This is a genomic window from Mycobacterium sp. E3251 (assembly GCF_001666835.1).
Taxonomy (GTDB): Bacteria; Actinomycetota; Actinomycetes; order Mycobacteriales; family Mycobacteriaceae; genus Mycobacterium.
This window is the reverse complement of record NZ_LZJF01000012.1, coordinates 1-21,063: the sequence shown is the minus strand read 5'-3', so window position 1 is coordinate 21,063 and position 21,063 is coordinate 1. Positions and strand designations below refer to the sequence as shown.

General features: G+C 68.4%; 20 protein-coding genes. 13 read left to right on the top strand and 7 right to left on the bottom strand.

The window, feature by feature from the left end; translation table 11 throughout:
• The first annotated feature begins 41 nt into the window (after positions 1-41).
• The 5 genes from A5697_RS01565 to A5697_RS01545 all read left to right on the top strand — a co-directional run bounded on the left by A5697_RS01565 (position 42) and on the right by A5697_RS01545 (position 4,089).
• The gene (locus A5697_RS01565) at positions 42-1,010 is read left to right on the top strand and encodes a Rieske 2Fe-2S domain-containing protein (protein WP_068007380.1); all 969 of its coding nucleotides are present in this window, start codon (positions 42-44) and stop codon (positions 1,008-1,010) included.
• Complete coding sequence (locus A5697_RS01560) at positions 1,007-1,492, top strand: hemerythrin domain-containing protein (RefSeq protein ID WP_066950130.1); 486 nt, start codon at positions 1,007-1,009, stop codon at positions 1,490-1,492. The genes A5697_RS01565 and A5697_RS01560 overlap by 4 nt, the downstream gene beginning before the upstream one ends.
• A gap of 62 nt (positions 1,493-1,554) precedes the next feature.
• Positions 1,555-2,310, top strand: coding sequence for a protocatechuate 3,4-dioxygenase subunit beta (gene pcaH, locus A5697_RS01555; RefSeq protein WP_068007378.1), 756 nt, complete (start codon positions 1,555-1,557; stop codon positions 2,308-2,310).
• On the top strand, positions 2,303-2,866 hold the full coding sequence (gene pcaG / locus A5697_RS01550) for a protocatechuate 3,4-dioxygenase subunit alpha (protein WP_068007395.1): 564 nt from the start codon (positions 2,303-2,305) through the stop codon (positions 2,864-2,866). Before pcaH ends, pcaG begins: the two co-directional genes overlap by 8 nt.
• Entirely contained in the window at positions 2,863-4,089 is a 1,227-nt protein-coding gene (locus A5697_RS01545; RefSeq protein WP_068007376.1) for a lyase family protein, read from the top strand. The genes pcaG and A5697_RS01545 overlap by 4 nt, the downstream gene beginning before the upstream one ends.
• On the opposite strand, the gene A5697_RS01540 is transcribed toward A5697_RS01545, so the two are convergent.
• The gene (locus A5697_RS01540; protein ID WP_067948793.1) at positions 4,080-4,727 is read right to left on the bottom strand and encodes a TetR/AcrR family transcriptional regulator; all 648 of its coding nucleotides are present in this window, start codon (positions 4,725-4,727) and stop codon (positions 4,080-4,082) included. The two genes, A5697_RS01545 and A5697_RS01540, sit on opposite strands and share 10 nt — an antisense overlap.
• Positions 4,728-4,944: 217 nt before the next feature.
• Here A5697_RS01540 and A5697_RS01535 point away from each other — a divergent pair, with 217 nt between their 5' ends.
• Together A5697_RS01535 and A5697_RS01530 are read left to right on the top strand one after the other, a co-directional pair.
• Complete coding sequence (locus A5697_RS01535; protein WP_067948790.1) at positions 4,945-5,226, top strand: DUF1876 domain-containing protein; 282 nt, start codon at positions 4,945-4,947, stop codon at positions 5,224-5,226.
• Positions 5,227-5,235: 9 nt separating this feature from the next.
• Positions 5,236-6,051: an HPF/RaiA family ribosome-associated protein gene (locus tag A5697_RS01530; RefSeq protein WP_068007393.1), complete on the top strand. Its 816-nt coding sequence runs from the start codon at positions 5,236-5,238 to the stop codon at positions 6,049-6,051.
• Positions 6,052-6,131: 80 nt separating this feature from the next.
• On the opposite strand, the gene A5697_RS01525 is transcribed toward A5697_RS01530, so the two are convergent.
• From A5697_RS01525 to A5697_RS01515, 3 genes are all read right to left on the bottom strand, one after another.
• Positions 6,132-7,256, bottom strand: coding sequence for a Vms1/Ankzf1 family peptidyl-tRNA hydrolase (locus tag A5697_RS01525; RefSeq protein WP_067948786.1), 1,125 nt, complete (start codon positions 7,254-7,256; stop codon positions 6,132-6,134).
• Between the two features lie 122 nt (positions 7,257-7,378).
• A complete protein-coding gene (locus tag A5697_RS01520) occupies positions 7,379-9,220 on the bottom strand; it encodes a long-chain fatty acid--CoA ligase (protein WP_068007373.1) in 1,842 nt (613 codons plus the stop codon).
• A 146-nt stretch (positions 9,221-9,366) separates the two neighbouring features.
• On the bottom strand, positions 9,367-9,630 hold the full coding sequence (locus A5697_RS01515) for a hypothetical protein (protein WP_067948781.1): 264 nt from the start codon (positions 9,628-9,630) through the stop codon (positions 9,367-9,369).
• Positions 9,631-9,958: 328 nt separating this feature from the next.
• On the opposite strand from A5697_RS01515, the gene A5697_RS01510 reads away from it, so the two are divergent.
• Together A5697_RS01510 and A5697_RS01505 are read left to right on the top strand one after the other, a co-directional pair.
• The gene (locus A5697_RS01510) at positions 9,959-10,942 is read left to right on the top strand and encodes a GNAT family N-acetyltransferase (RefSeq protein ID WP_068007370.1); all 984 of its coding nucleotides are present in this window, start codon (positions 9,959-9,961) and stop codon (positions 10,940-10,942) included.
• A 112-nt stretch (positions 10,943-11,054) separates the two neighbouring features.
• Complete coding sequence (locus A5697_RS01505) at positions 11,055-13,856, top strand: AMP-binding protein (RefSeq protein WP_068007367.1); 2,802 nt, start codon at positions 11,055-11,057, stop codon at positions 13,854-13,856.
• A 14-nt stretch (positions 13,857-13,870) separates the two neighbouring features.
• Here A5697_RS01505 and A5697_RS01500 read toward each other — a convergent pair whose 3' ends face one another.
• A complete protein-coding gene (locus A5697_RS01500; protein ID WP_067948774.1) occupies positions 13,871-14,140 on the bottom strand; it encodes a hypothetical protein in 270 nt (89 codons plus the stop codon).
• A gap of 221 nt (positions 14,141-14,361) precedes the next feature.
• Between A5697_RS01500 and A5697_RS01495 the strand changes: the two genes are divergently transcribed.
• Complete coding sequence (locus tag A5697_RS01495; RefSeq protein WP_068007363.1) at positions 14,362-15,615, top strand: S9 family peptidase; 1,254 nt, start codon at positions 14,362-14,364, stop codon at positions 15,613-15,615.
• Positions 15,616-15,630: 15 nt separating this feature from the next.
• Positions 15,631-17,028, top strand: a complete 1,398-nt coding sequence (locus tag A5697_RS01490) for a wax ester/triacylglycerol synthase family O-acyltransferase (RefSeq protein ID WP_068007360.1) — start codon at positions 15,631-15,633, stop codon at positions 17,026-17,028.
• 28 nt (positions 17,029-17,056) lie between these two features.
• On the opposite strand, the gene A5697_RS01485 is transcribed toward A5697_RS01490, so the two are convergent.
• Together A5697_RS01485 and A5697_RS01480 are read right to left on the bottom strand one after the other, a co-directional pair.
• Positions 17,057-17,272 (bottom strand): hypothetical protein, encoded by a 216-nt coding sequence (locus tag A5697_RS01485; RefSeq protein ID WP_197500882.1) that lies wholly within the window; start codon positions 17,270-17,272, stop codon positions 17,057-17,059.
• A gap of 182 nt (positions 17,273-17,454) precedes the next feature.
• A complete protein-coding gene (locus A5697_RS01480; RefSeq protein WP_068007357.1) occupies positions 17,455-17,886 on the bottom strand; it encodes an Hsp20/alpha crystallin family protein in 432 nt (143 codons plus the stop codon).
• Between the two features lie 136 nt (positions 17,887-18,022).
• On the opposite strand from A5697_RS01480, the gene A5697_RS01475 reads away from it, so the two are divergent.
• Positions 18,023-20,128: an adenosylcobalamin-dependent ribonucleoside-diphosphate reductase gene (locus A5697_RS01475; RefSeq protein ID WP_197500881.1), complete on the top strand. Its 2,106-nt coding sequence runs from the start codon at positions 18,023-18,025 to the stop codon at positions 20,126-20,128.
• Between the two features lie 132 nt (positions 20,129-20,260).
• A partial coding sequence (locus tag A5697_RS01470; RefSeq protein ID WP_068007354.1) for a site-2 protease family protein occupies positions 20,261-21,063 on the top strand: 803 nt, incomplete at its 3' end.

Genomic DNA, 21,063 nt, shown 5'->3' with positions numbered 1-21,063 from the left:
GTTGCCGACTTGTGGCGACGTATGTGAGGAAGGCTGGTGCAATGGCTGCTCGGTCACTGAGTCGATTGCAGAAACTCGGATCACGGGTGGTGTCCGCCATCGGGCGGCAAGCGTGGCTGGATCGGCCGAGCTACCGGTTCGAACACGCGTTGAGCTTTGCCTTCAACGGCCTGGGCGGCGCCCGCAACACCGTCACCAACGCGCTGCACGGCGTGTGGCTCGGCCACCCGGTTCACCCGCCGCTGGCGTCGTTGACGAGCGGCGCGCTGGGTACCACCGTCGCGTTGGACGCCCTGAGCCTGCTGCCGGGCCAGCCCGCCACCGAAGTCCGCGACGCGTCGAGGTTCGCGTCGCGCGCCCTGGGGGTGGGCATTCTGGCCAGCATCGGGTCGGCCGTCACCGGCGTCACCGATTGGCAGCACACCCACGAATCCGATCGCCGGGTGGGTGCCGTGCACGGACTGATGAACCTGGTGGCCACCGGGCTGTACGCCCAGTCCTGGTGGGATCGCCGCCGGGGCCGCCACGGACGCGGCATCGCGCTCACCGCGCTGGGTTACGGCATCACCGTCGCGGGCAGCTACCTCGGCGGGGCGTTGGTGTTCGAGTCCGGCATCGGCATCGACCAGTCGGGCGCGCGGCTGCGCGCCGTGGAATGGACGCCCGTGCTGCCGGCGGCCTCGCTGAACGGAAAGCCGGTGCGTGTCGAGGTCGACGGGGTGGGGCTGGTGGTATGCCAGACCAGTCCCGGGCAGGTCGCGGCCTTCGGGGAGTTGTGTCCACACTTGGCCGCCCCGATGGCCGATGGCTGGGTCGACCGGGGCCGGCTCGTATGCCCTTGGCACGGTTCGTGGTTCGCGGCCGAGTCGGGAGAAGTGCTGCGTGGCCCGGCGGCGGCCCCGCTGCCGTGTTATCAGGCGAGGCTGGTCAACGGGATGGTCGAAGTTCGGAGCGAACCCGATCCCGGGCTCGGTGCAGCCGTGGGAATCGGAGAAGGGAAAGCGCAGTGAACGCCTACGACGTGCTGAAAGAACACCACATCGTGATCAAGGGCCTCGGCCGCAAGGTCAGCGAGGCGCCGGTGAACAGCGAAGAGCGGCATGCCCTTTTCGATGACATGCTGATCGAGCTCGACATCCACTTTCGCATCGAGGACGACCTGTACTACCCGGCCCTCAAGGACGCCACCAAGCTGATCGCCGTCGCCCATGCTGAGCACCGCCAGGTGGTCGACCAGCTTTCGGTGCTGCTCAGGACCCCGCAGAGCGCGCCGGGTTACGAGGACGAATGGAACTCGTTCAAGACGGTGCTGGAGGCGCACGCCGACGAAGAGGAGCGTGACATGATCCCGGCTCCCCCCGAGGTCAAGATCACCGACGCGGAGCTGGAAGAACTGGGCAACAAGATGGCCGCGAAAATGGAGCAATACCGCGGGTCCGCCCTCTACAAGATGCGCACCAAGGGCCGGGCCGCGCTGGTGCGCTCGCTGTAACCCCGGCCGCACCGCCGATTTGCGCGGTGTGCGGGGCCATCGAGAGAGTAGCGTCACGGCTCATGACCCCCGAGTGTCTCGCGTCGCAGCGTGACATCACGGCCGAGATCGCCAGCATCGCAGCCGAATACCGGGGGAGCGAAGCGCAGCCCCGGCTCGACTACCCGCCCTACCGCAGCACCATCCTGCGCCACCCCAAACAACCCTTGGTGCCGGTCGACCCCGAGGAGGTCGAACGCTGGGCGCCGTGCTTCGGCCACCAGGAGGTGGACCCGCTCGACGCCGACCTGACGGCGGGCCATCCCGGCGAGCCCCTCGGCGAGCGCGTCATCGTGGCCGGGCGGGTGGTCGACGGGTCCGGCAATCCGGTGGCGGGCCAGCTGATCGAGATCTGGCAGGCCAACGCCGGTGGCCGGTACCGCCACCAGCGTGACCAGCACCCGGCCCCGCTCGACCCCAACTTCACCGGCGCCGGCCGGTGTCTGACCGGGCCGGACGGGACGTACCGCTTCCTGACCATCAAGCCCGGTCCGTATCCGTGGCGCAATCACCGCAACGCGTGGCGCCCGGCGCACATCCACTTCTCCCTCTTCGGCACCGCCTTCCCGCAGCGCCTGGTCACCCAGATGTACTTCCCCGGCGACCCGCTGTTCGACCTCGACCCGATCTTCCAGTCGGTCCTCGATCCCGCCGCGCGTCGACGGCTGATCGCCCGCTACGACCACGACCTCACCGAACCGGAGTACGCGACCGGCTATCGATGGGACGTCGTGCTGGGCGGTGGCGGCCGAACCCCGATCGAGGCTGGCGATGGCTGAAATTGCTTGCACCCCAGGGCAAACGGTGGGGCCTTTCCTGGACCTGGGGTTGCCGTATCCCGGAGACAGCGACCTGGTCAACGATGACCATCCGCACGCCGTCCGGCTGCACGGCACGGTCTACGACGGCGCGGGCGACGGAGTCCCGGACGCCCTGATCGAGGTGTGGCAACCCGATGGCGCCGGCCGCATCCCGCGCCAAGCCGGTTCGCTGCGCCGCGACACCGCGGTATTCACGGGCTGGGGCCGGTGCGCGACCGACGCCGCCGGGCATTACACCTTCACCACCGTGGCGCCCGGGTCGGCAAGCGCCGGGCGGCCGCCGTTCTTCGCCCTCGCCGTCTTCGCGCGGGGCCTGCTGGACCGGTTGTTCACCCGGGCCTACTTGCCCGACGCCGAGGTGTCCGGCGACCCATTGCTGACGAGCCTCGATGCCGAGCGACGCGCCACCTTGCTCTGCGACGCCGAAAGCGGTTGCGGGCAATACCGTTTCGACATCCACCTGCAGGGCCCGCGCGAGACCGTGTTTCTGGCGTACCGGGACGGTGCGCGATGACGAACCTGTTGTGGCCCGGCGACCACCGGGCCCGAGACCACATGACGGATCGGGCCCTGCTCGAATCGATGGTCGCGGTGGAAGCCGCCTGGCTGGACGCGCTAGTCGCCGAAGGCCTGGCCCCGCCCGAGTGCGCCGGGATGGACCTGCCAACGCTGTTGGTGCACAACGATTGTGAATCCCTGGCGGCCGCCGCCGAGGACGCCGGCAACCCGGTCTTCGGTCTCGTGGCGCTGCTGCGGCAGCGTGCGGCGCCGGCCGTCGCGCCGTGGATTCACCGGGGACTCACCAGCCAGGACGTGCTGGACACCGCCCTGATGCTCGGAGTGCGTGACGTTCTCAGCGAGCTGAGAGCGCAGCTCGCGGAGCAGATCTCGACGCTGACCGAGCTCGCCACCCGGCACCGGGCGACGCCCATGGTGGCGCGCACCCTCACCCAGCACGCGGCACCGACCACATTCGGCACGAAGGCGGCCGGCTGGCTGAACGGCATCGTCGACGCCCTCGAGGGGTTGTCCGCGGTGATCGTTCCGATCCAGATCGGCGGGGCCGCCGGGACGCTGGCGGCCAGCACGGAGCTGGCGGCGCTGCTCACCGGCGCCGCCGACCCCGCGAAGGTCTCGACCGGCCTGGTGCAAAGCGCGGCGACGGCTTTGGGTCTGACCATCCGCTCACCCTGGCACACGACGCGAACACCGGTCACCGCGGCGGCCGACGCGTTCGTCGGCTGCACCGACTCCTGGGGCCGCATCGCCTCGGACGTCGTCACCCTGGGCCGCCCGGAGATCGGCGAACTGAGCGAGCCGGGCGGCGGGAACCGCGGGGGCTCGTCGTCGATGCCGCACAAACGAAACCCGGTGCTGTCCATCCTCATTCGCCGGGCCGCCGTTTCCGCGCCGCAGCTGGCGGCGACCCTGCACACCGCCGCGGCGCTGGCCAACGACGAGCGGCCCGACGGCGCCTGGCACGCCGAGTGGGATGCCCTGCGCACCTTGGCGCGGCGCACCGTGGTCGCCGGCTCCCAAGGCGCCGAGCTGCTGGCGGGGCTGGTGGTGCACGCCGACCGGATGGCCGAAAACCTTGCTGCGGCAGACGTCCTGGGGGAGCAGCAGGCGATCGCCGACTTGGCGGGAAAGCCGGCGTCGCCAAGCTACATCGGCGCGGTGGACCGGCTGATCGGCGAGAGCCTGGACCGCGCCCACCGGGCGCTGGGTCAGCGCTGATAAATGCTGGCCAGCCAGATGTGCAGCAGCGTGTCGATCGCCCGGTCCTCGGGCATCGCCTCGTCCTCGGCGGTGAACGTCGCGGCCATCACCCGCTCGCTCAACATGTTGAGGGCCACCGACAGCTGCTCGGCCGGGACGGTTTCGGGGGCGGCGCCCCGGCCGCGCTCGGCCTTGATGGCCGCCGTGGTCAGCAAGATCCACCTCTGCATGAGCGTGGACCACAACTGCCGTACCTCGGGATTGGTCGCCTTCGCCGAGGCGCCCGCCACGGCGACGGCCGGGTGAGCGCCCGACACCTCGAAGAACGCCTCGATGCGGGCCCGCCACAGCTCCGCCGGGTCGTCGGTCGATATGCCGCCGAGCGACATGAGGGCGGCATGGGCCTTGGCGTTCATCTGGTCGAGCAGCGAGAGCAGCACCGCGTTCTTCGATGGGAAATAGAAGTAGAAGGTGGGGCGCGAAATCCCCGCGCCCTTTGCTAGGTCGTCGACGGAAAAGTCGGCGAGCGGCCGTTCCTGCAGCAGGCGCTCGGCCGTGGCCAGTATCGCCTGTTCGCGGTCGTCGCCCGAGTGCGGAGCCGACCGGCGGCCCCGTGAGGCATGCAGGTACTTGGTCTGTGTCGGGAGGTCGGACACGCCCGTTACTGTTGGGCACGTCGATATACGCGATCGAAACTGTCGATTAAGCCCAGCAATAATGTCGATTAAGTTCGACATTTTCTTCGTGTGCGTCAACATATTTGCTGACCGTTACGACCCACCGGCCCGGCGGTGCGGTGGGCCGACGAACGACCCCATGATTCGGGACTTCCGCCCCTACTCGGGCCCTGGCGCCAAATGATCGCATCTGGTGATGACAACGAACGACGACGGCACCAAGACATGCCGCATCGACGTGCTGGTCGAGGAGCGCGACGAACGGACCCGGGCGAAGGCGCGGCTGTCCTGGGCAGGCAAGACGCTCGTAGGCGTCGGCCTGGCGCGACTCGACCCGGCCGATCCGCCCGTGGCCGCGATCGGCGACGAACTCGCGATCGCCCGCGCGCTGTCCGATCTGTCGAATCAGCTGTTCGCCGCGACATCCGTCGATATCCAAACCAGTACCCACGAACCCGTCACGGGTCTGCATCACTGAGCGATGACCATGAGACACCGACCCGATTTACCGGCTGCCTTCGACGTCCAGATAACGACGCACGGCCAGTTGCCCGACGCCGAGGAATACGCGCGCACCAAGATCGGCGAACTCGGCCGCCTCACCCACGAACCGGTGCTGCATGCCCACGTCAGGTTGGCCGAGCACGGCGACCCCGCGGTGGCTCGCCGGGTGATCGCGCAGGCGAACCTGGACGTCAACGGCCGGCCGGTGCGCGCACAGGTCGAAGGGACCACCGCGCGGGAAGCCATCGATCGGCTCGAGGCACGGCTGCGTCGCCAACTGGAACGCGCCGCCGAGCACTGGGAAGCCAAACGAGGCGGCGTGCCCCGTCCGCATGAATGGCGGCACGAAACCGAACCGAACCACCGGCCGAAATACTTCCCGCGACCGGAAAGCGAACGCCGGATCATGCGGCACAAGTCGTACAGCTTGCCCACCTGCACGGTCGAAGAGGCCGCGCTGGAGATGGAGCAGCTCGACTACGACTTCCACCTCTTCACCGAGGAGGGCACGCGGCAGGACAGCGTGCTATACCGCGAAGGCCCCACCGAATACCGCCTGGCACAGGTCAATCCGGGCTCCGCCGACGAGCTGGCGCCGTTCGAGATGCCGCTGACCATCAGTCCGCAGCCGGCCCCGCGGCTGGACGTCCAGCAGGCCATCGAGCGGATCGGGTTGCTCGGCCTGCCGTTCCTGTTCTTCGTCGACACCGCTCGGGACCGCGGCAGCGTGTTGTATCACCGCTACGACGGCCACTACGGGCTCATCGCGCCGGCGAGCGAACACCAACAGACCAACTGAAGCCGCGGCGGTCCCGGCATCCCCCCGTCCGGGACCGCCGCTCCAAACTTCTCTTGCCTTACAGCGCAGGCGATTCGCGCCTACGCGCCGCGGCGGTGGGCCCGCTCGCCTGCGGCGTAGCGCAGCAGCGCGCCCACTCCTTCGGCGGGTGCCATCAGCTGACCGGCCCGGACCAGCGAGGCGCCCACCGCGATCGCGTTGAAGGGCAACGCCTCGTCGGCCCTCGCCACCCGTGCCGCCGGTTCGCCGAGTTCGGACAGCGCGTCGGGGTCGGCCGCGATGGTGGTCAGTGCCGTACCGGTGACCACGGTGGCATCGCCGAGCTCGCCGACGATCAGCGTGTCGACGTTGCCGTCGCGAAGCGCCCGGCAGACATCGGCAAGGCCTTCGGCGGCCCGTCCGGATCCGCGGCCGATCTCCGCTTCGAATCGTTGTGCGAGGGCGGACATCTCGCTGTCACGACGGCGGGTGAACTCCTTGCCGGTCAGCTCGCTCATCTCTTCGTCGTCGCAATGGCTCTTGCGGGTCCCCGCATGCAACTCCGACACCCGTTCGGAGACCCGCTCGGGCAATTCGGCAACCAGATCCGCAAGCGAGCGCACTTCCCCGCACAAGAACACCACCTCGGGATTCGCGTCGTCCACCAGGCGCGTGAGCTCGTCGGCGACCGCGCGGCAGTTCATCCGGATGGCTTCCTCGGTCGTGTGCTGGAAGTCACCGTAGCCGTTCCAGCCGGCAGTCGTCGGCTTGTGCACCGGATACCCGCCGCCCTCAACGCTTTCCGAGCTGACAGCGCCGCCGCGGTACAGGCTGATGTCCGCCCCGGTACGGTCGATCGCGGCGAACACGTAGGTGGGGCGCCGGATTTCCGAATCGATCAGCGGCACGAGGTAGGGATACTCCGACACCCGGATGACCGTGGCCGGCGGCGGGTTGGTCAGGTGCTCGTTGATCAGTACATGTTCGGCGGTCGCGACCACCGCGCGGCCGCGCCGTCCGACGGCGGGCCGATGATGCAACACCGCGTCCTCGAGCATGCCGACGATTTCCCCGGTAGCGCCCATCTCGTGCAGATGCTGCCGGATGCCGTTCCATTTCGCTTCGAGCTGCTCGGCGGCGTCTAGGGTGTCGTGCGAGTCGTCGAAATATACCGAGGCGAAGGGGCCCTTCGCTTTTACCAGCCACCTGAGGCGATCTGATTGCATGCCATCACTCTCCACTGTTGCCTTTGCCGATATCCGCCCACCGTATGGACGGCGGACGCGGCTCCACGAGAGTCGTTAGCCCCCAGCTGGGGGTCTTAGGTCCCGGGCGAAGGGTCGGGCTGTCAACGCTCGTAGAGGGCATCGAGGCGGTCGGCGAACTTGTCGATGACCACCTTCCGGCGCAGTTTCATGCTCGGCGTCAGATCGCCGGACTCGACGGTCAATTCGCGGTCGGCGATCGCGAACTTCTTGATCTGTTCCCAGCGATTCAGTTCGGCATTCAGGGCGTCGATGTATCCGGCGATCAGCTGGTGTGTCTTGTCGTCACGCGCTATCTCGGCAAAGGACTTGCCGGCCAGGCCATTCTTGTTGGCCCAGTCGGTGATCGCCTCGCCGTCGAGGCTGACCAGGGCGACGCAGTACGGCTTGCCCTCGCCATAGACCACCATCTCGCTCACGTACGGGCATGAGCCTTTGAACCGCGCATCGATCGCCGACGGCGCCACGTATTTGCCCTGAGAGGTCTTGAACATGTCCTTCTTGCGGTCGGTGATCCGCAGAAATCCGTCGGGGTCGACCTCCCCGATGTCGCCCGTGTGGAACCACCCGCCGTCGTCGAGAGCCTCGGCGGTGGCGTCCGGCAGGTCGTGGTAGGCGGTCATCAGACCGGGCCCTTTGAGCAAGACCTCGCCGTCGTCGGCGATCTTCACATCGGTGGCGGGGAACGGCCAGCCGACCGTTCCGAGCCGATAAGCATTGGGGCGGTTGATGAATGATGCCGCCGCGGTCTCCGTCAGCCCATAGCCCTCGAGCACGATGATGCCCACGGCGTCGAACCACTGGGCGACGTCGCGGTCCAGCGCGGCGGCGGCGGAGACGAAGAACCGCAGACGCCCGCCGAACCGCTCGCGGATCTTGCTGAACACGAGCCGGTCGGCCACCTTGTAGGCCAGCGACGTCGCAAGCGAGGGCTTTGTCCCGGTCTGCCGGGCTTCCGACACCTTGACACCGACCTTCATCGCCCAGTCGAACATCCTCTTCGTCAGCCCGCCCTGTTCGGCGATCATGTCCTGGACGCGGGCGTGCGCCTTTTCGAAGATGCGCGGCGCCGCGCCCATCAGGGTGGGCCGCAGGGCCGCCAGGTTGTCGACGATCCGCTCGACGCGGCCGTCGATGGCGGTGGGAAAGCCGATCTGCAGGGGCAAGGCGAGCATCACCTTGCCGAACGCGTGCGCCAGCGGCAGCCAAAGGAAGTTCAGGTCGGTGGGGCCGAGGATGTCCAGCGAATCGATGGCCGCGGCGGTGTACGTCCAAGCGCCGTGCGTCAGCCGCACGCCCTTGGGCCGCCCGGTGGTGCCGGAGGTGTAGATGAGGCTCGCCAGGTGATCGGGGCCGACGGCTGCGACCCGCTCGTTGACGGCATCGGGCGTGTCCGCGAGCAGTTGCTTGCCCAACAGATCCAGGTCGGCGAGCGAGATCACCCAGTCGCCGTCGCCGTTGCCGTCGATGACGACGACCTTGCTCACGTCGGGCAGTTCGGCCCGGTGCTCGAGCAGCTTGTCGAGCTGGGCCTGGTTTTCGGCGACCACCACCCGGCTTCCGGAATTGGCGACGATGTAGGCGACATCGGCTGCGTTCGTCGTCGGATACACGGTGGTGGTGGCGGCCCCCGCGCACATGATCGCGAAATCAACGAGCACCCACTCGTAGCGCGTCGCCGAGGCGAGCGCGACCCGGTCCTCGTGCTCGATCCCCAGCGCGATCAGCCCCGCGGCCAGATTGCTGACGCGTTCGCCGACTTGCTCCCAAGTCACGCTCGCCCAGGTGTGGTCTTGCGGGTAGCGGAAGGCCTCCGCGTGCGGGGTGGCGGCGACCCGGTTGACGAACATCTGTGCCACCGAGGGCGCGCGGTTCTCGATCTTGCGGAAATCGGGCCTCTCCATTGAGGCCAGTGGTGCTTTCATGACGCATTGCTCCCGAAACAGATACCGATGACGTGGGCGAACCGGTATACCGTTCGATCCTGCGGAGCGCGGCGGCTACTTGGTAGTGACGAAAGTCATGTGGGGGTCGGCAAACGTCCCCGCGGCACGGGCCGTTGTGGCGGCCGTCAGTCGGCCAGGGCTATCTCGATGGAGAGGCACTCGCCCAGGGCGTGGGCCGCGGACCAGTCGCCGCCTTCGACCGCGCGCTCCAGGTCGTCGACCAGGGGGCTGTGGGCGCCAAGCTCCGCCAACCAAGCGGACACGGTCGCGGGTATCTGATGGGCGGGCACTCGGGCAACATGTCCCTCGTGGAGGCGATCCGTCAGCTGATAGATGGTGGCCGTCGACCTGCGCTGCGACCAATGCTGCCGCCACTTCGCTGTTTTCATCTTTCCTCCCCGCTAGCCTTAACGATCCATCCGACCAGTCCCGAAGGTCCGGCGGTAGAGGCCAACAGCACGACTACCGAAAGGCTTTGGTCTTGCTTCCGGCCTGCCGAAGTCCCAGTCCGACAGGGTCTTTTGTCACTACGGTCACCTACTTACTTCTCCCGCGATGGCGGTGCAGGTCGCGTACCGTACATCGGGAAGGGTGCATCGCCACGTTACTCGTTTCGGGGGCACCGGATTACGAAATTGGCGAGATGACCGATTTAGCAATGGATTCGCAATCCGCGCGTGATCCGGGCGCCAGGCTCGGGCTGACGGGTGGGCCGGCATGAGTGCTGTCGACGCCGAGGAGCTGGCGGCGCTGCCCGCGTTCGCCGACATTGCGGCAGAGGATCTTACGGCGTTGGCCGCCCTGCTCGAGCCCCTGCACGCCGCCGCAGGGGAGGTCCTGATGCGGCAGGGGGAACGAGCGGAGTCCTTCGCGATCATCGCGTCCGGTCGAGTCGTGGTGCGGCATGTCGGCCCGAAGGGCCGGGTCACGACCACCGAGCTGTCGTCCGCGACGATCGTCGGCGAGATCGCGCTGCTGCGGCACGCGACCCGAACGGCGACGGTGACCGCGCGAGAAGACGTGCGCGGCTACATCGGATACAGCGCGGCCTTCGACCGCATGCTGGCCATGCCGGTGATCGCCGACCGGATGCTGCGCACCGCGCGGCAGCGGCTGGCCGCCCACATCGCCCCCATCCCGGTGTCGTGCGGCGACGGCGCCGCGCTCTTGCTGCGCCCCGTCCTGCCCGGCGATGCCGAGCGGTTCAAGAGCAGCGGTTCCTTCTCCAAGGAGACGCTGTACCGGCGGTACCAGGGTGGCACCCCAACCGATGCGCGCCTGACCTACCTGTTCGAGGTCGACTACGTCGACCACTTCGTCTGGGTCGTCACCGACGGCGCGGCGGGGCCGGTCGTCGCGGATGCCCGCTTCGTCCGGGATCAAGACGACCCCGCCTCGGCAGAGGTTGCGCTGACCGTGGCGGACGGCTACCAGGGGCGCGGAATCGGTACGCTGCTGCTCGGCGCGCTGGCGGTCGCGGCGCGCGTCGACGGCATCAAGCGCTTCCATGGCCGCGTGCTGTCGGAGAATCCGTCCGCGCGCGCGTTGGGCGAGAAGGTGCACGCGCGTTGGGCGCGCGAGGAACCGGGCGTGGTCACCGCGACGGGCGAGATACCGCGCTTTCGCGACCTGCCCCTCGATCGCGGTGTGTACGAGCAGATTCGGCAGGTGGCCCGCCAGGTGATCCAGGCCTTCGACTAGCGGCCGCAAGTGACAAATGCCCCGCCATCTGATGGCTTTGCGCCCTTATCGGAAGGCCGGATTCGGCCGCAGCATGGGACCTGCTTGCTAGTCGAAGGAGTCGCGCCGACCGATGGCACACCAAGACTGCGCTCCTCCCGTCCTCGCGCTGGTGCGTGGCCTCGTCGAAGAGGTCCACTCGCAGGCCGCGTCGCCCTCGGTGACGCTTGACAGCTCCTTTGACAACCTGGGCATCGGCAGCCTGGAACTGGCGGAACTGTTGCTGCGTGTGCAGGACGAATTCGGGGTGGCGCTGCCGCCCCACACCCTGGCCAGCGCGGAGACCCCGCGCGACCTGGTGGCGGCGCTCAACCCGGTCCTGGGTCGTGGTCACGCCGCGGTGCGTGCGGACCGTGGCGTCGTATCCCGCCCGGCCACCGCGTCGTCCGCGCCGGCCCCAGAGTCAGCGCTGACCCTCAACGACGCCCTCAACTGGCACGTCGGTGCGACCCCGGGCCGCACCCACCTGCGGATCCTCGACGACGCGGGTGACCCCCGGAACAGCACCGACATGACCTATGCGGACCTGCACCGCGAGGCGGCCGCGGTGGCGGCCGGGCTGATCGCGCACGACGTCATACCGGGCGACGCTGTCGCCATCATGCTGCCGACCTGCCGGGCGTATTTCGTGACATTCGCCGGCGTGGTCCTCGCCGGCGCGGTGCCCGTCCCGGTCTATCCACCCGCGCGGCCGTCCCAACTGGCGGACCACCTGCGTCGCACCGCCGGCATCCTGGCCAACGCGCGCGCCACGATGCTGGTAACGGTGCCGGAGGCCGTCGCCCTGGGTCACCTGTTGCGCTCGAACGTCGAAAGCCTGCGTCATGTCGTCATTCCCGAATCGCTCACGCGCACAGGCGAACACGCGCCGTCATCGCTTCCCCGGCCGCGGACCGAAGATCTGGCGCTGGTGCAGTACACCTCCGGCAGCACCGGGCAGCCCAAAGGGGTCGCGCTGAAGCACCGCAACCTGCTCGCCAACATCCGGGCGATGGGTCAGGCCGCGGCGGCGACCGGATCGGACACCTTCGTCAGTTGGCTGCCGCTGTATCACGACATGGGTCTGATCGGTGCGTGGTTGGGCTGCTTGTACTTCGGTGTCCCGCTGGTGGTGATGAGCCCGCAGGCGTTCCTGATCCGCCCGTCGCGATGGCTGTGGGCGATCCACGCCAGCCGCGCCACCATGTCGGCCGGCCCGAACTTCGCCTACGAACTCTGCCTGTCGAAAATCCGCGACGAAGAGATCGAGGGACTCGATCTCAGTTGCTGGCGGCTCGCCTACAACGGCGCCGAACCGGTGAGCGCCACGACCATCGAACGTTTCGGTGATCGCTTCGCCCCGTACGGGTTTCGCCGGGACGCGATGACGCCGGTTTATGGGCTGGCCGAGTCGTCGGTGGGGCTGGCGTTCCCCCCGCTTAACCGCGGGCCGATCATCGACCGCATTCGCCGAGACACCTTCGTGCGGTCCGGGCAGGCCGAGCCCGCCAAGCCCGGCGAGCGGGACCTTCGATTCGTCGCCTGCGGCCGGCCCCTGCCCGGGCACGAGATCCGGATCGTCGACGCGGCCGGCAACGAATTGGGTGACCGCCGCGAGGGGCGGGTGGAGTTCCGCGGTCCGTCGGCGACCGCGGGCTACTTCCACAACCCGGCGGCGACGCGCGCACTCTTCCACGACGCGTGGCTCGACACGGGCGATCTGGGGTACACGGCCGAGGCCGACTTGTACGTCACCGGCCGGATCAAGGACATGATCATCCGGGCCGGACGCAACCTGCACCCCGCGGAACTGGAAGAGGCGGTGGGCAACATCGAGGGTGTCCGCAAGGGTTGTGTGGCGGTGTTCGCCTCGCCTGATCCTTCCGGCGGGCCCGAGCGACTCGTGGTCATGGCGGAGACCCGAGCCATCCGGGATGAGGCGCGAGCCGCGTTGCGCTCCGAAATCGCAGCCACGACAGTCGATCTGCTCGGGGTGGCGCCCGACGACGTGGTGCTGGCGCCGCCGCGCACCGTACTGAAGACGTCCAGCGGCAAGATCAGGCGGGCGGCCAGCCGGGCCCTCTACGACTCCGGCAAGATCGGCGCGCGACCACGGGCGTTGTGGTGGGAACTGGCGCGGCTTCGCCTCCGCGGCGCGGTGCCTTCGCTACGCCGCGTTCGTCGCGCGGCGGGCGACGTGGCCTTCGCCGGCTACGCGTGGGCGGTGTACACGATCCTCGGGCTGGCGGTTGCCGCCTTATTGCTGCTGCTCCCACGGGCGGCGTGGCGCTGGCGGGTGGCCCGCGCCGCGGTCCGGTTGCTGGCTCGCCTCACGGGGACGGCGATCACCGTGCAAGGCCTCGACCGCTTTCCCGCGGGCCCGTCGATCGCGGTGGCCAACCACCCCAGCTGGATCGATCCGCTGGCACTGGCGTCGGAAATGCCGCAGCGGTTTCACTTTGTCGCCGCCGAAGTCCTTGAGCATCAAGGCATCAACGGATTCGTGCTCAGGCGACTGGGCCACCAGTTCGTGGAACGTCACGAACGTGAACACGGCGTCGCGGACGCCGACCGGCTGACCGACCTGGTGCGGGCCGGCCAGTCGCTCGTCATCTTTCCGGAAGGCCGCCTGGCCCGCGCCCCGGGGTTGCGGCCGTTCCACATGGGCGCCTTCGTAGTGGCCGCCCGAACCGGGGTGCCCGTCACGCCGGTGGGGATTCGCGGGACCCGGACGATTCTGCGTCCGGAACACCATTTCCCGCGCCGCGGGGCGATCGACATCGTGGTCGGGGAGCCGATCATGCCCTCGGGCGACAACTGGACCGCAGCGGTCGAATTGCAGCACGCCGTGCGGAACGCCGTGCTCGTGCTATCGGGGGAGTCGGACGTGGAATAACCTGTGGCAGCGGTTTATTCGTCGTGTTTGCTGACGGCGTGACCGGCGCTGCGCACCACGTTGCGGAAGAATTCGATGCGGGCGGTGACCAGGTCGTCCGCCAGGTCCAGTGCGGCGTCGACGACGGTCTTGCGTCGCGACTGCTCGGGGAGCACCGGACTGATCTGGTCGACGAACTTGCGGACGGCCTCGATGGCGTGCTTGCGGCCGGATTCGACGGATTCCAGCACGTCATCGGAGAGCTCGGCCCAACGTGGCTCGGTCTTGTGCGGTGCCTCGGTCATGATCTCACTCCTAATCGACGAGTGGTTTTCGAAAGATGCTTGTGACGGCTCCGAGGTTACGACTGCCCAGACATCGGCGCGAGTGACTAAAGACCCTTCGGCCCCGGTCATATGGCCCAGACCGGCCGCCTGCGCTCGGCATGCCGGCCAAGGACTTTCGCTGCAGTGACCGGGCCGTTAGGCCCTAACCCGCCGATTTCAGCGCCTGCTAATTTGCCACCATGGCGGTACCGACCAACAACGGCGCATCCCGACGCCCGGGCGCTTTGCCGTTGAGCCCACCGGGAGGCGTCGCGCTGGGCAGTGCGGTCAAACCGTTCACCAGCACAGGTCGATACGTCGCCGACTCGTGGCGCGAATATCTCGGACAGCCCCCCGACGAGCTTCCGATCGCGCGACCCACGCTCGCCCTGGCGGCCCAGGCGTTCCGCGACGAAGTCGTCCTGTTGGGCCTGAGGGCGCGGCGCCCGATCAGCCGCCCCGAGGAGTTCGAGCGCATCACGAACGAGGTGGCCGCGGGGCTGAAGTTCTACGGGGACCGGGGATGGCTCACCAATCCGAGGCGATTTTTCGGCGCACCGCCGCCACTGTCGAATGTCACGGTGCGAAAGGTGAAAGGGGGCAGGCGTTCCTTCCACCGCATCTTCTTCGACAGCGGATACCTGCCCCGCCCGGGTGAACCCGGCGCGCGGCGGTGGATGAGCTACACCGCGAACGACCGCGAGTACGCCCTGTTGCTCCGCCATCCGCAACCACGCCCCTGGTTGGTGTGCATCCACGGAACCGAAATGGGCCGGGCCGCATTGGATCTCGCCTTGTTCCGGGCCTGGCGGTTACACGAAGACCTCGGGTTGAACGTCGTGATGCCGGTCCTCCCGATGCACGGCCCGCGCGCCCGGGACCTGCCGAAGGGTGCGGTGTTTCCGGGCGAGGACATCCTCGACGACGTGCACGCGACCGCGCAGGCGGTGTGGGACATCCGGCGGTTGCTGTCCTGGATACGCCGGGAAGAGCCGGAATCGCAGATCGGGTTGAACGGTCTGTCGCTGGGTGGCTACATCGCCGCGTTGGTCGCCAGCCTCGAAACCGGGCTCACCTGCGCGATTCTCGGCGTCCCGGTGGCAGACCTGGTCGGGCTGCTGAGTCGGCACTCCGGGCTTGGCCCCGACGACCCGCGCCGTCAGACGATCGAAGCCGCCGAGCCCATCGGGCGGATGATGTCGCCGCTGTCGCTCGCTCCGCTGGTGCCCATGCCCGGCCGCTTCATCTACGCCGGCGTCGCCGATCAGGTGGTGCATCCACGCGAGCAGGTGGTCCGACTCTGGGAACACTGGGGGAAACCCGAGATCGTTTGGTACCGCGGCGGTCATACCGGCTTCTTCCGCGCGCGGCCGGTACAGCGATTCCTCGAGGCGGCGTTGCAGCAGTCGGGCCTTTTGGATGGTTCGGTGCCCCGGCGCGACCGCCCCGCTTAGTCGCGGGGGTCGAACATGAATCCGCTGGATCCGCTGGACGCGGCGATGATGACCGCGGAGTGGGTGTCCAACCCGATGCACGTGGGCGCCGTGCTGATCCTGTCGCCGCCTGACGACGCCGGGCCAGGCTACGTCGACGAACTGCACCGCAAGACGCTGGGCGGAAACGATTCGATCGATCCGAGGCTTCGCAGGTATCCGCATCGCGGTGTGGAGACCGGCGGCATGTGGGTCTGGCGGCAGGTGGATTCCGTTGATGTGAGCCGACATTGCCAGCGCCGCACGGTGTCAGGGGACGGGTTCTGGCGGCTGATCGGCGAGCTGGACGCGATGCGCCTCGACTGGAGCCGGCCGATGTGGATGTCGTACCTGATCGACGGCCTCGACGGGGGCCGCTTCGCGTTCTACATCAAGGTGCATCACAGCGTGACCGACGGGGTGGCCGGCTTTCAGATGATCACCGACGCGCTCAGCAGTGATCCCGACCGCCGGTCGATGCCGCCGTTTTACGCCGATTGCCGGCCCGAGCCCTCGCCGCCGGCCTCGTCCGGGTTGCTGTCTCGTCTGGTCGCGCCGCTGCGCTCGCTGACCGATGCCACCGCGTCGAGTGTGGGGCTGATCGGGCGGGTGGCCACCGGCGAGGTCGCAACGGTGCTGGATGCCCTGGTCGGGCACACCACGGTGCTGCCCCTGGGGGCGCCCTACACCCGGTTCAATGGCCGCGTGGGCCCCGAGCGCGCGGTCGCCGCGGGCAGCTGGGCGAAAGGCCGCATCCAAGCCGTGCGGCAGGCGGCCGGCGTGACCGGCAACGACGTGCTCACCGCGATGGCGGCCGGCGTGGTGCGGCGGTGGCTGAGTGATCGCGCCGAACTGCCCGACCGGTCGCTGGTGGCCGCCTGCCCCATCACGGTGCGCGACCCCGAGCACGAGACGCCAAAAGACCAGCACGGCAACAGGTTCGGGCTGTGGATGTGCCCGCTGGGCACCAACCTGGATGACCCGCTGGCCCGGCTGGACGCGATCCATCGGTCCATGTCGGAGGGCAAGCACTGGGTGGCCAAACGGGGAGCGGCGGCGTCACTGCTGACCAACGCCGGCAGCATCGCCGCGACGGCGATCGGACCGCTGCTGCCGTTCACGCCGAAAATCCGGACCGGATACAACCTGCCGATTTCCCACGTCCGCGGCCCGGTAGCCGAAATGTATTGGAACGGAGCTCGAATCGAGGAGATGTATCCCGTGTCGACGGTGTACGACGGTCACGCACTCAACATCACGACATGCGCGTACGCCGACCGGATCGGGTTCGGCTATGCCGCGGGCCGCGACGTGGTGCCCGATATCGAGACCTTCATACCGGCGACCGAGGAGTGCCTGGCCGAGCTCGAAGCGGCAGTGGGCGTTGCCGACTGAGCGTCGGTGCCACGGGTCGGTGTTGCGATCAGCCTCGCGCCCGGTGCGAGGCGCGGCCCACGTGGGCCATGATGCGTTCCAAGACGGTGTTGGACAGGTCGCCGTCATCGGCAACGCGCGACAGGCCGCGGCGCCGCAGGAACGTGTCGAGGCGTCGGTCAGGGGACCAGTCGGCATAAATCGGGCCGAGGTACCGCGATTGCAGGAATTCCGAAGCCAGGGCGTCCACGTCAGAGTCGGTCAACGACAACGTCGGAATACCGCCCATAACCGCCATGCTCCTTCGTTCAGCCGCAACCGCACCAGCCAAGTTACGTCAGACGACGCCATTATTCCGTCACGCGCTGATTGCGGATAGGGCCCAAAGTCATCACTGGAGCCGGCGCCGGCAACGGCCGTGACGGGCCCGGGCCCCGCTTCAGCCGGCTACTTCGCGGCGACCTTTACGTGCTTCTCCTCGGGCGCGGGCTGCGAGACCGGCACGGAGACAGTGAGGATGCCTTTGTCGTAGGTGGCCTTGATGTCGTCTTCGTTGGCGTTGGACGGCAGCGACACGGTGCGGACGAATGAGCCGTAGGAGAACTCCGATCGGCCGTCGAACTCCTTCTTCTCGCTGCGCTCGGCCTTGATGGTGAGCTGACCGTCGCGGACGGTGATATCGACGTCCTTGGCCGGGTCGATGCCCGGGATCTCGGCGCGCAGCTCGTAGCGGCCATCGACCATCTCGTCCTCCAACCGCATGAGCCGGGTGTCGAACATCGGGCGGATTCCGGCGAACGACGGGAACGACGTGAAGAAGTCCGCGAACTCGGGGAACAGCATGTGCGGCTTCTGCGCCGCGGGCAGCGTGCTGGTCATTGTTCTCTCCTGGGATGTCTGTTGTCTTCAAACGGACGTCTTCGATCCGACCACGCAAGCCGCCACCACGGTAGGGACGGAAGTCCTTATCTCGTTTCGGGCGACGACTTTTGGGTGTGACGGGGATACTCGAACGATGGCCGGGACAACGACGTCGGCGCGGTGGCCGTCGAGCATCAGGCGCCGGGACGGACGCGTGGTCCCCTTCGACGTGGGCCGCATCGAGACGGCGATCGCTCGGGCCGCGCGCGAGGCCGGACACCGTGACCCGGACTTACCCGGCGGGCTGGCCAGGTCGGTGGCCGATGCGCTGGCGGGTCAGGCCCGCAGCGCAATTCCGCGGGTCGAGGAGATCCAAGATGTGGTCGAGGCGCAGCTGGCGACGGCCGGCCTGGACGACGTTGCCCGCGCGTATGCCGACTACCGCCGGCACCATGCGGAATTACGCGCGACCAAAGAGCTGACCGGTGTGCGCGACGAGCTCAAATTGAGCGTGGCCGCCGTGACGGTGCTGGGCGAGCGCTATCTGCTGCGCGACGACCGCGGCAGGCCGATGGAATCGACCGGCGAAATGATGGACCGCGTCGCGAACCATGTCGCGGGGGCCGAGGAGCAGTTCCGCTCCGGGTCCTCGGCGGTGTGGGCCCAACGGTTTTCGGCGCTGCTGCGTGGGCTCGAGTTTCTACCCAACTCGCCGACGCTGATGAACGCCGGCACCGAACTGGGGCTGCTTTCCGCGTGTTTCGTTCTGCCAGTGAATGATTCGCTGCATTCAATATTCACCGCGCTCGCGCAGAGCGCGGACATACACCAGGCCGGCGGAGGGACCGGCTACGCGTTCACCCACCTGAGACCCGCCGGTGATTCGGTGGCCCGCACCGGCGGGACGGCCAGCGGACCGCTGTCGTTTCTCCGGCTGTTCGATTACGCCGCCGCGGTGATCTCGATGGGTGGCCGCCGGCGCGGCGCATCGATGGCGGTGCTCGACGTATCACACCCCGACATCTATGACTTCGTCACCGCCAAGTCCCGCTCGGCCAGTGAGCTCAACCAGTTCAACCTGTCGGTGGGCGTGACCGACCGATTCCTGCGCGCCGTCGCGCGCGGCGGCGGCCATCGGCTGGTCAACCCGAGGACGGGCGCGGTGGTCGCGACGGTGCCCGCAGCCGATCTGTTCACCGCGATCTGCGAGGCCGCACACCGGTGCGGCGACCCCGGACTGGTGTTCCTCGACACCATCAACCGCGCCAATCCGACGCCGGCGTTGGGCCGGATCGAGGCCACCAACCCGTGCGGGGAAGTCCCGCTGCTGCCCTACGAATCGTGCAACCTGGGTTCGATCAACCTCGCTCGGATGGTCGGCGGCGGCGGCATCGACTGGGATCGGCTCACGGCGGTGACGGAGCTGGCCGTGCGCTTCCTGGACGACGTCATCGACGTCAGCCGATTTCCCTTCCCCGAAGTCGAAGCGGCCACCAAGGCCACCCGCAAGATCGGGCTGGGCGTCATGGGCCTGGCGGAGATCCTGGCCGGGTTGGGAATTCCGTATGACAGCGAGCGCGGCGTTCGCCTGGCCGGCCGGATCGCCCGCACCGTCAACCGGGCCGCACATGCCGCCTCTGAGCGGCTGGCCGAGGAGCGCGGACCGTTTCCGGCCTTCGCGGACAGCCGCTTGGCGGGCTCGGCGCCGCGGCGTAACGCCCAGCTCACCTCGATAGCGCCGACCGGCACCATCTCGTTGATCGCCGGTACCAGCGCGGGGATCGAGCCGATGTTCGCGATCGCCTACGTCCGGGCGGTCATCGGGCGGCGCCTGCTCGAGGTCAACCCGTGTTTCGACCGGCTCGCCCGCGACCGCGGTTTCTACCATCCCGACCTGATCGCCGAAATCGCCCGGCACGGCGGCGTGCGCGAGGACCGACACGTCCCCGCCGAGGTTCGGGCGGCGTTTCCCACCGCAGCCGAGATCACCCCGGATTGGCACCTGCGGATGCAGGCCGCGGTGCAGCGGCACGTCGACGCCGCGGTGTCCAAAACCGTCAACCTGCCGGCCGAATCGACCGTCGACGACGTCCGCGCGATCTATCTGGCCGCGTGGAAGGCGAGGGTCAAGGGCATCACCGTCTACCGCTACGGCACCCGGGCCGGACAGGTGCTCACCTACGTCGGCTCCGAGGAGGCCCTGCTTGCCGCCGACGCCACGTTCAGCGGCGGCTGCCTGGGACGCCGGTGCGAATTCTGACCGCGTCCCAAGCAGGCCGATTGGCCGCTCGCTCGGGGTCATACGGCCCTAGTTGCGGCCGCGGTAGCGCCCTACTTTCGAGCCAGAGGCGGCAGTGGAACCGCCTCTCCTCAACGACTTTGGAGGTTCGAGGTGCGCGACGCGATCCCGATAGGGCGAGTCGCCGGATTCCCGGTGAACGTCCACTGGAGCGTGCTGGTCATCCTGTGGTTGTTCACCTGGAGCCTGGCCAGCACGCTGCCCGGAACGGTCAAAGGATATTCGCACGGCGCCTACTGGTTGGCCGGAGCGTGCGGCGCGCTGGTGCTGTTGGCCTCGCTGGTGGCGCACGAGCTCGCGCATGCCATCGTCGCCCGCCGCGCCGGGGTGTCCGTCGGGAGCGTGACGCTCTGGCTGTTCGGCGGTGTGACCACCCTCGGTGGCGAGGCCAAGACCCCCAAGGCCGCCTTCCGGATCGCGATCGCCGGGCCGGCCACCAGCCTCGCCCTGGCCGCCGCCTTCGGCGGGCTGGTCGCGGCGCTGCATACGGTGCGCGCCGCTCCCATCGTGATCGGGGTCGCGTCCTGGCTGGCCGTCATCAACCTGCTGCTCGGGCTTTTCAACCTGTTGCCCGGCGCACCTCTGGACGGTGGCCGCGTGCTGCGGGCCATCCTGTGGCGCAGCCACGGGGACAGCGTGCGGGCGAGCATCGGCGCGGCGCACGCCGGACGGGTGGTCGCCTTCATCCTGATCGGGCTGGGGCTGGCCGAATTCTTGTTGGGCGGCGTGATCGGCGGTGTCTGGCTGGCGTTCATCGGCTGGTTCATCTTCGCGGCCAGTCGCGAGGAGGAGACGCGGATATCGACCCAGCAGATGTTTTCCGGCGTGCGCGTCGCCGACGCGATGACCGCCGGGCCGCATACCGCGCCCGGTTGGATCACCGTCGACGATTTCGT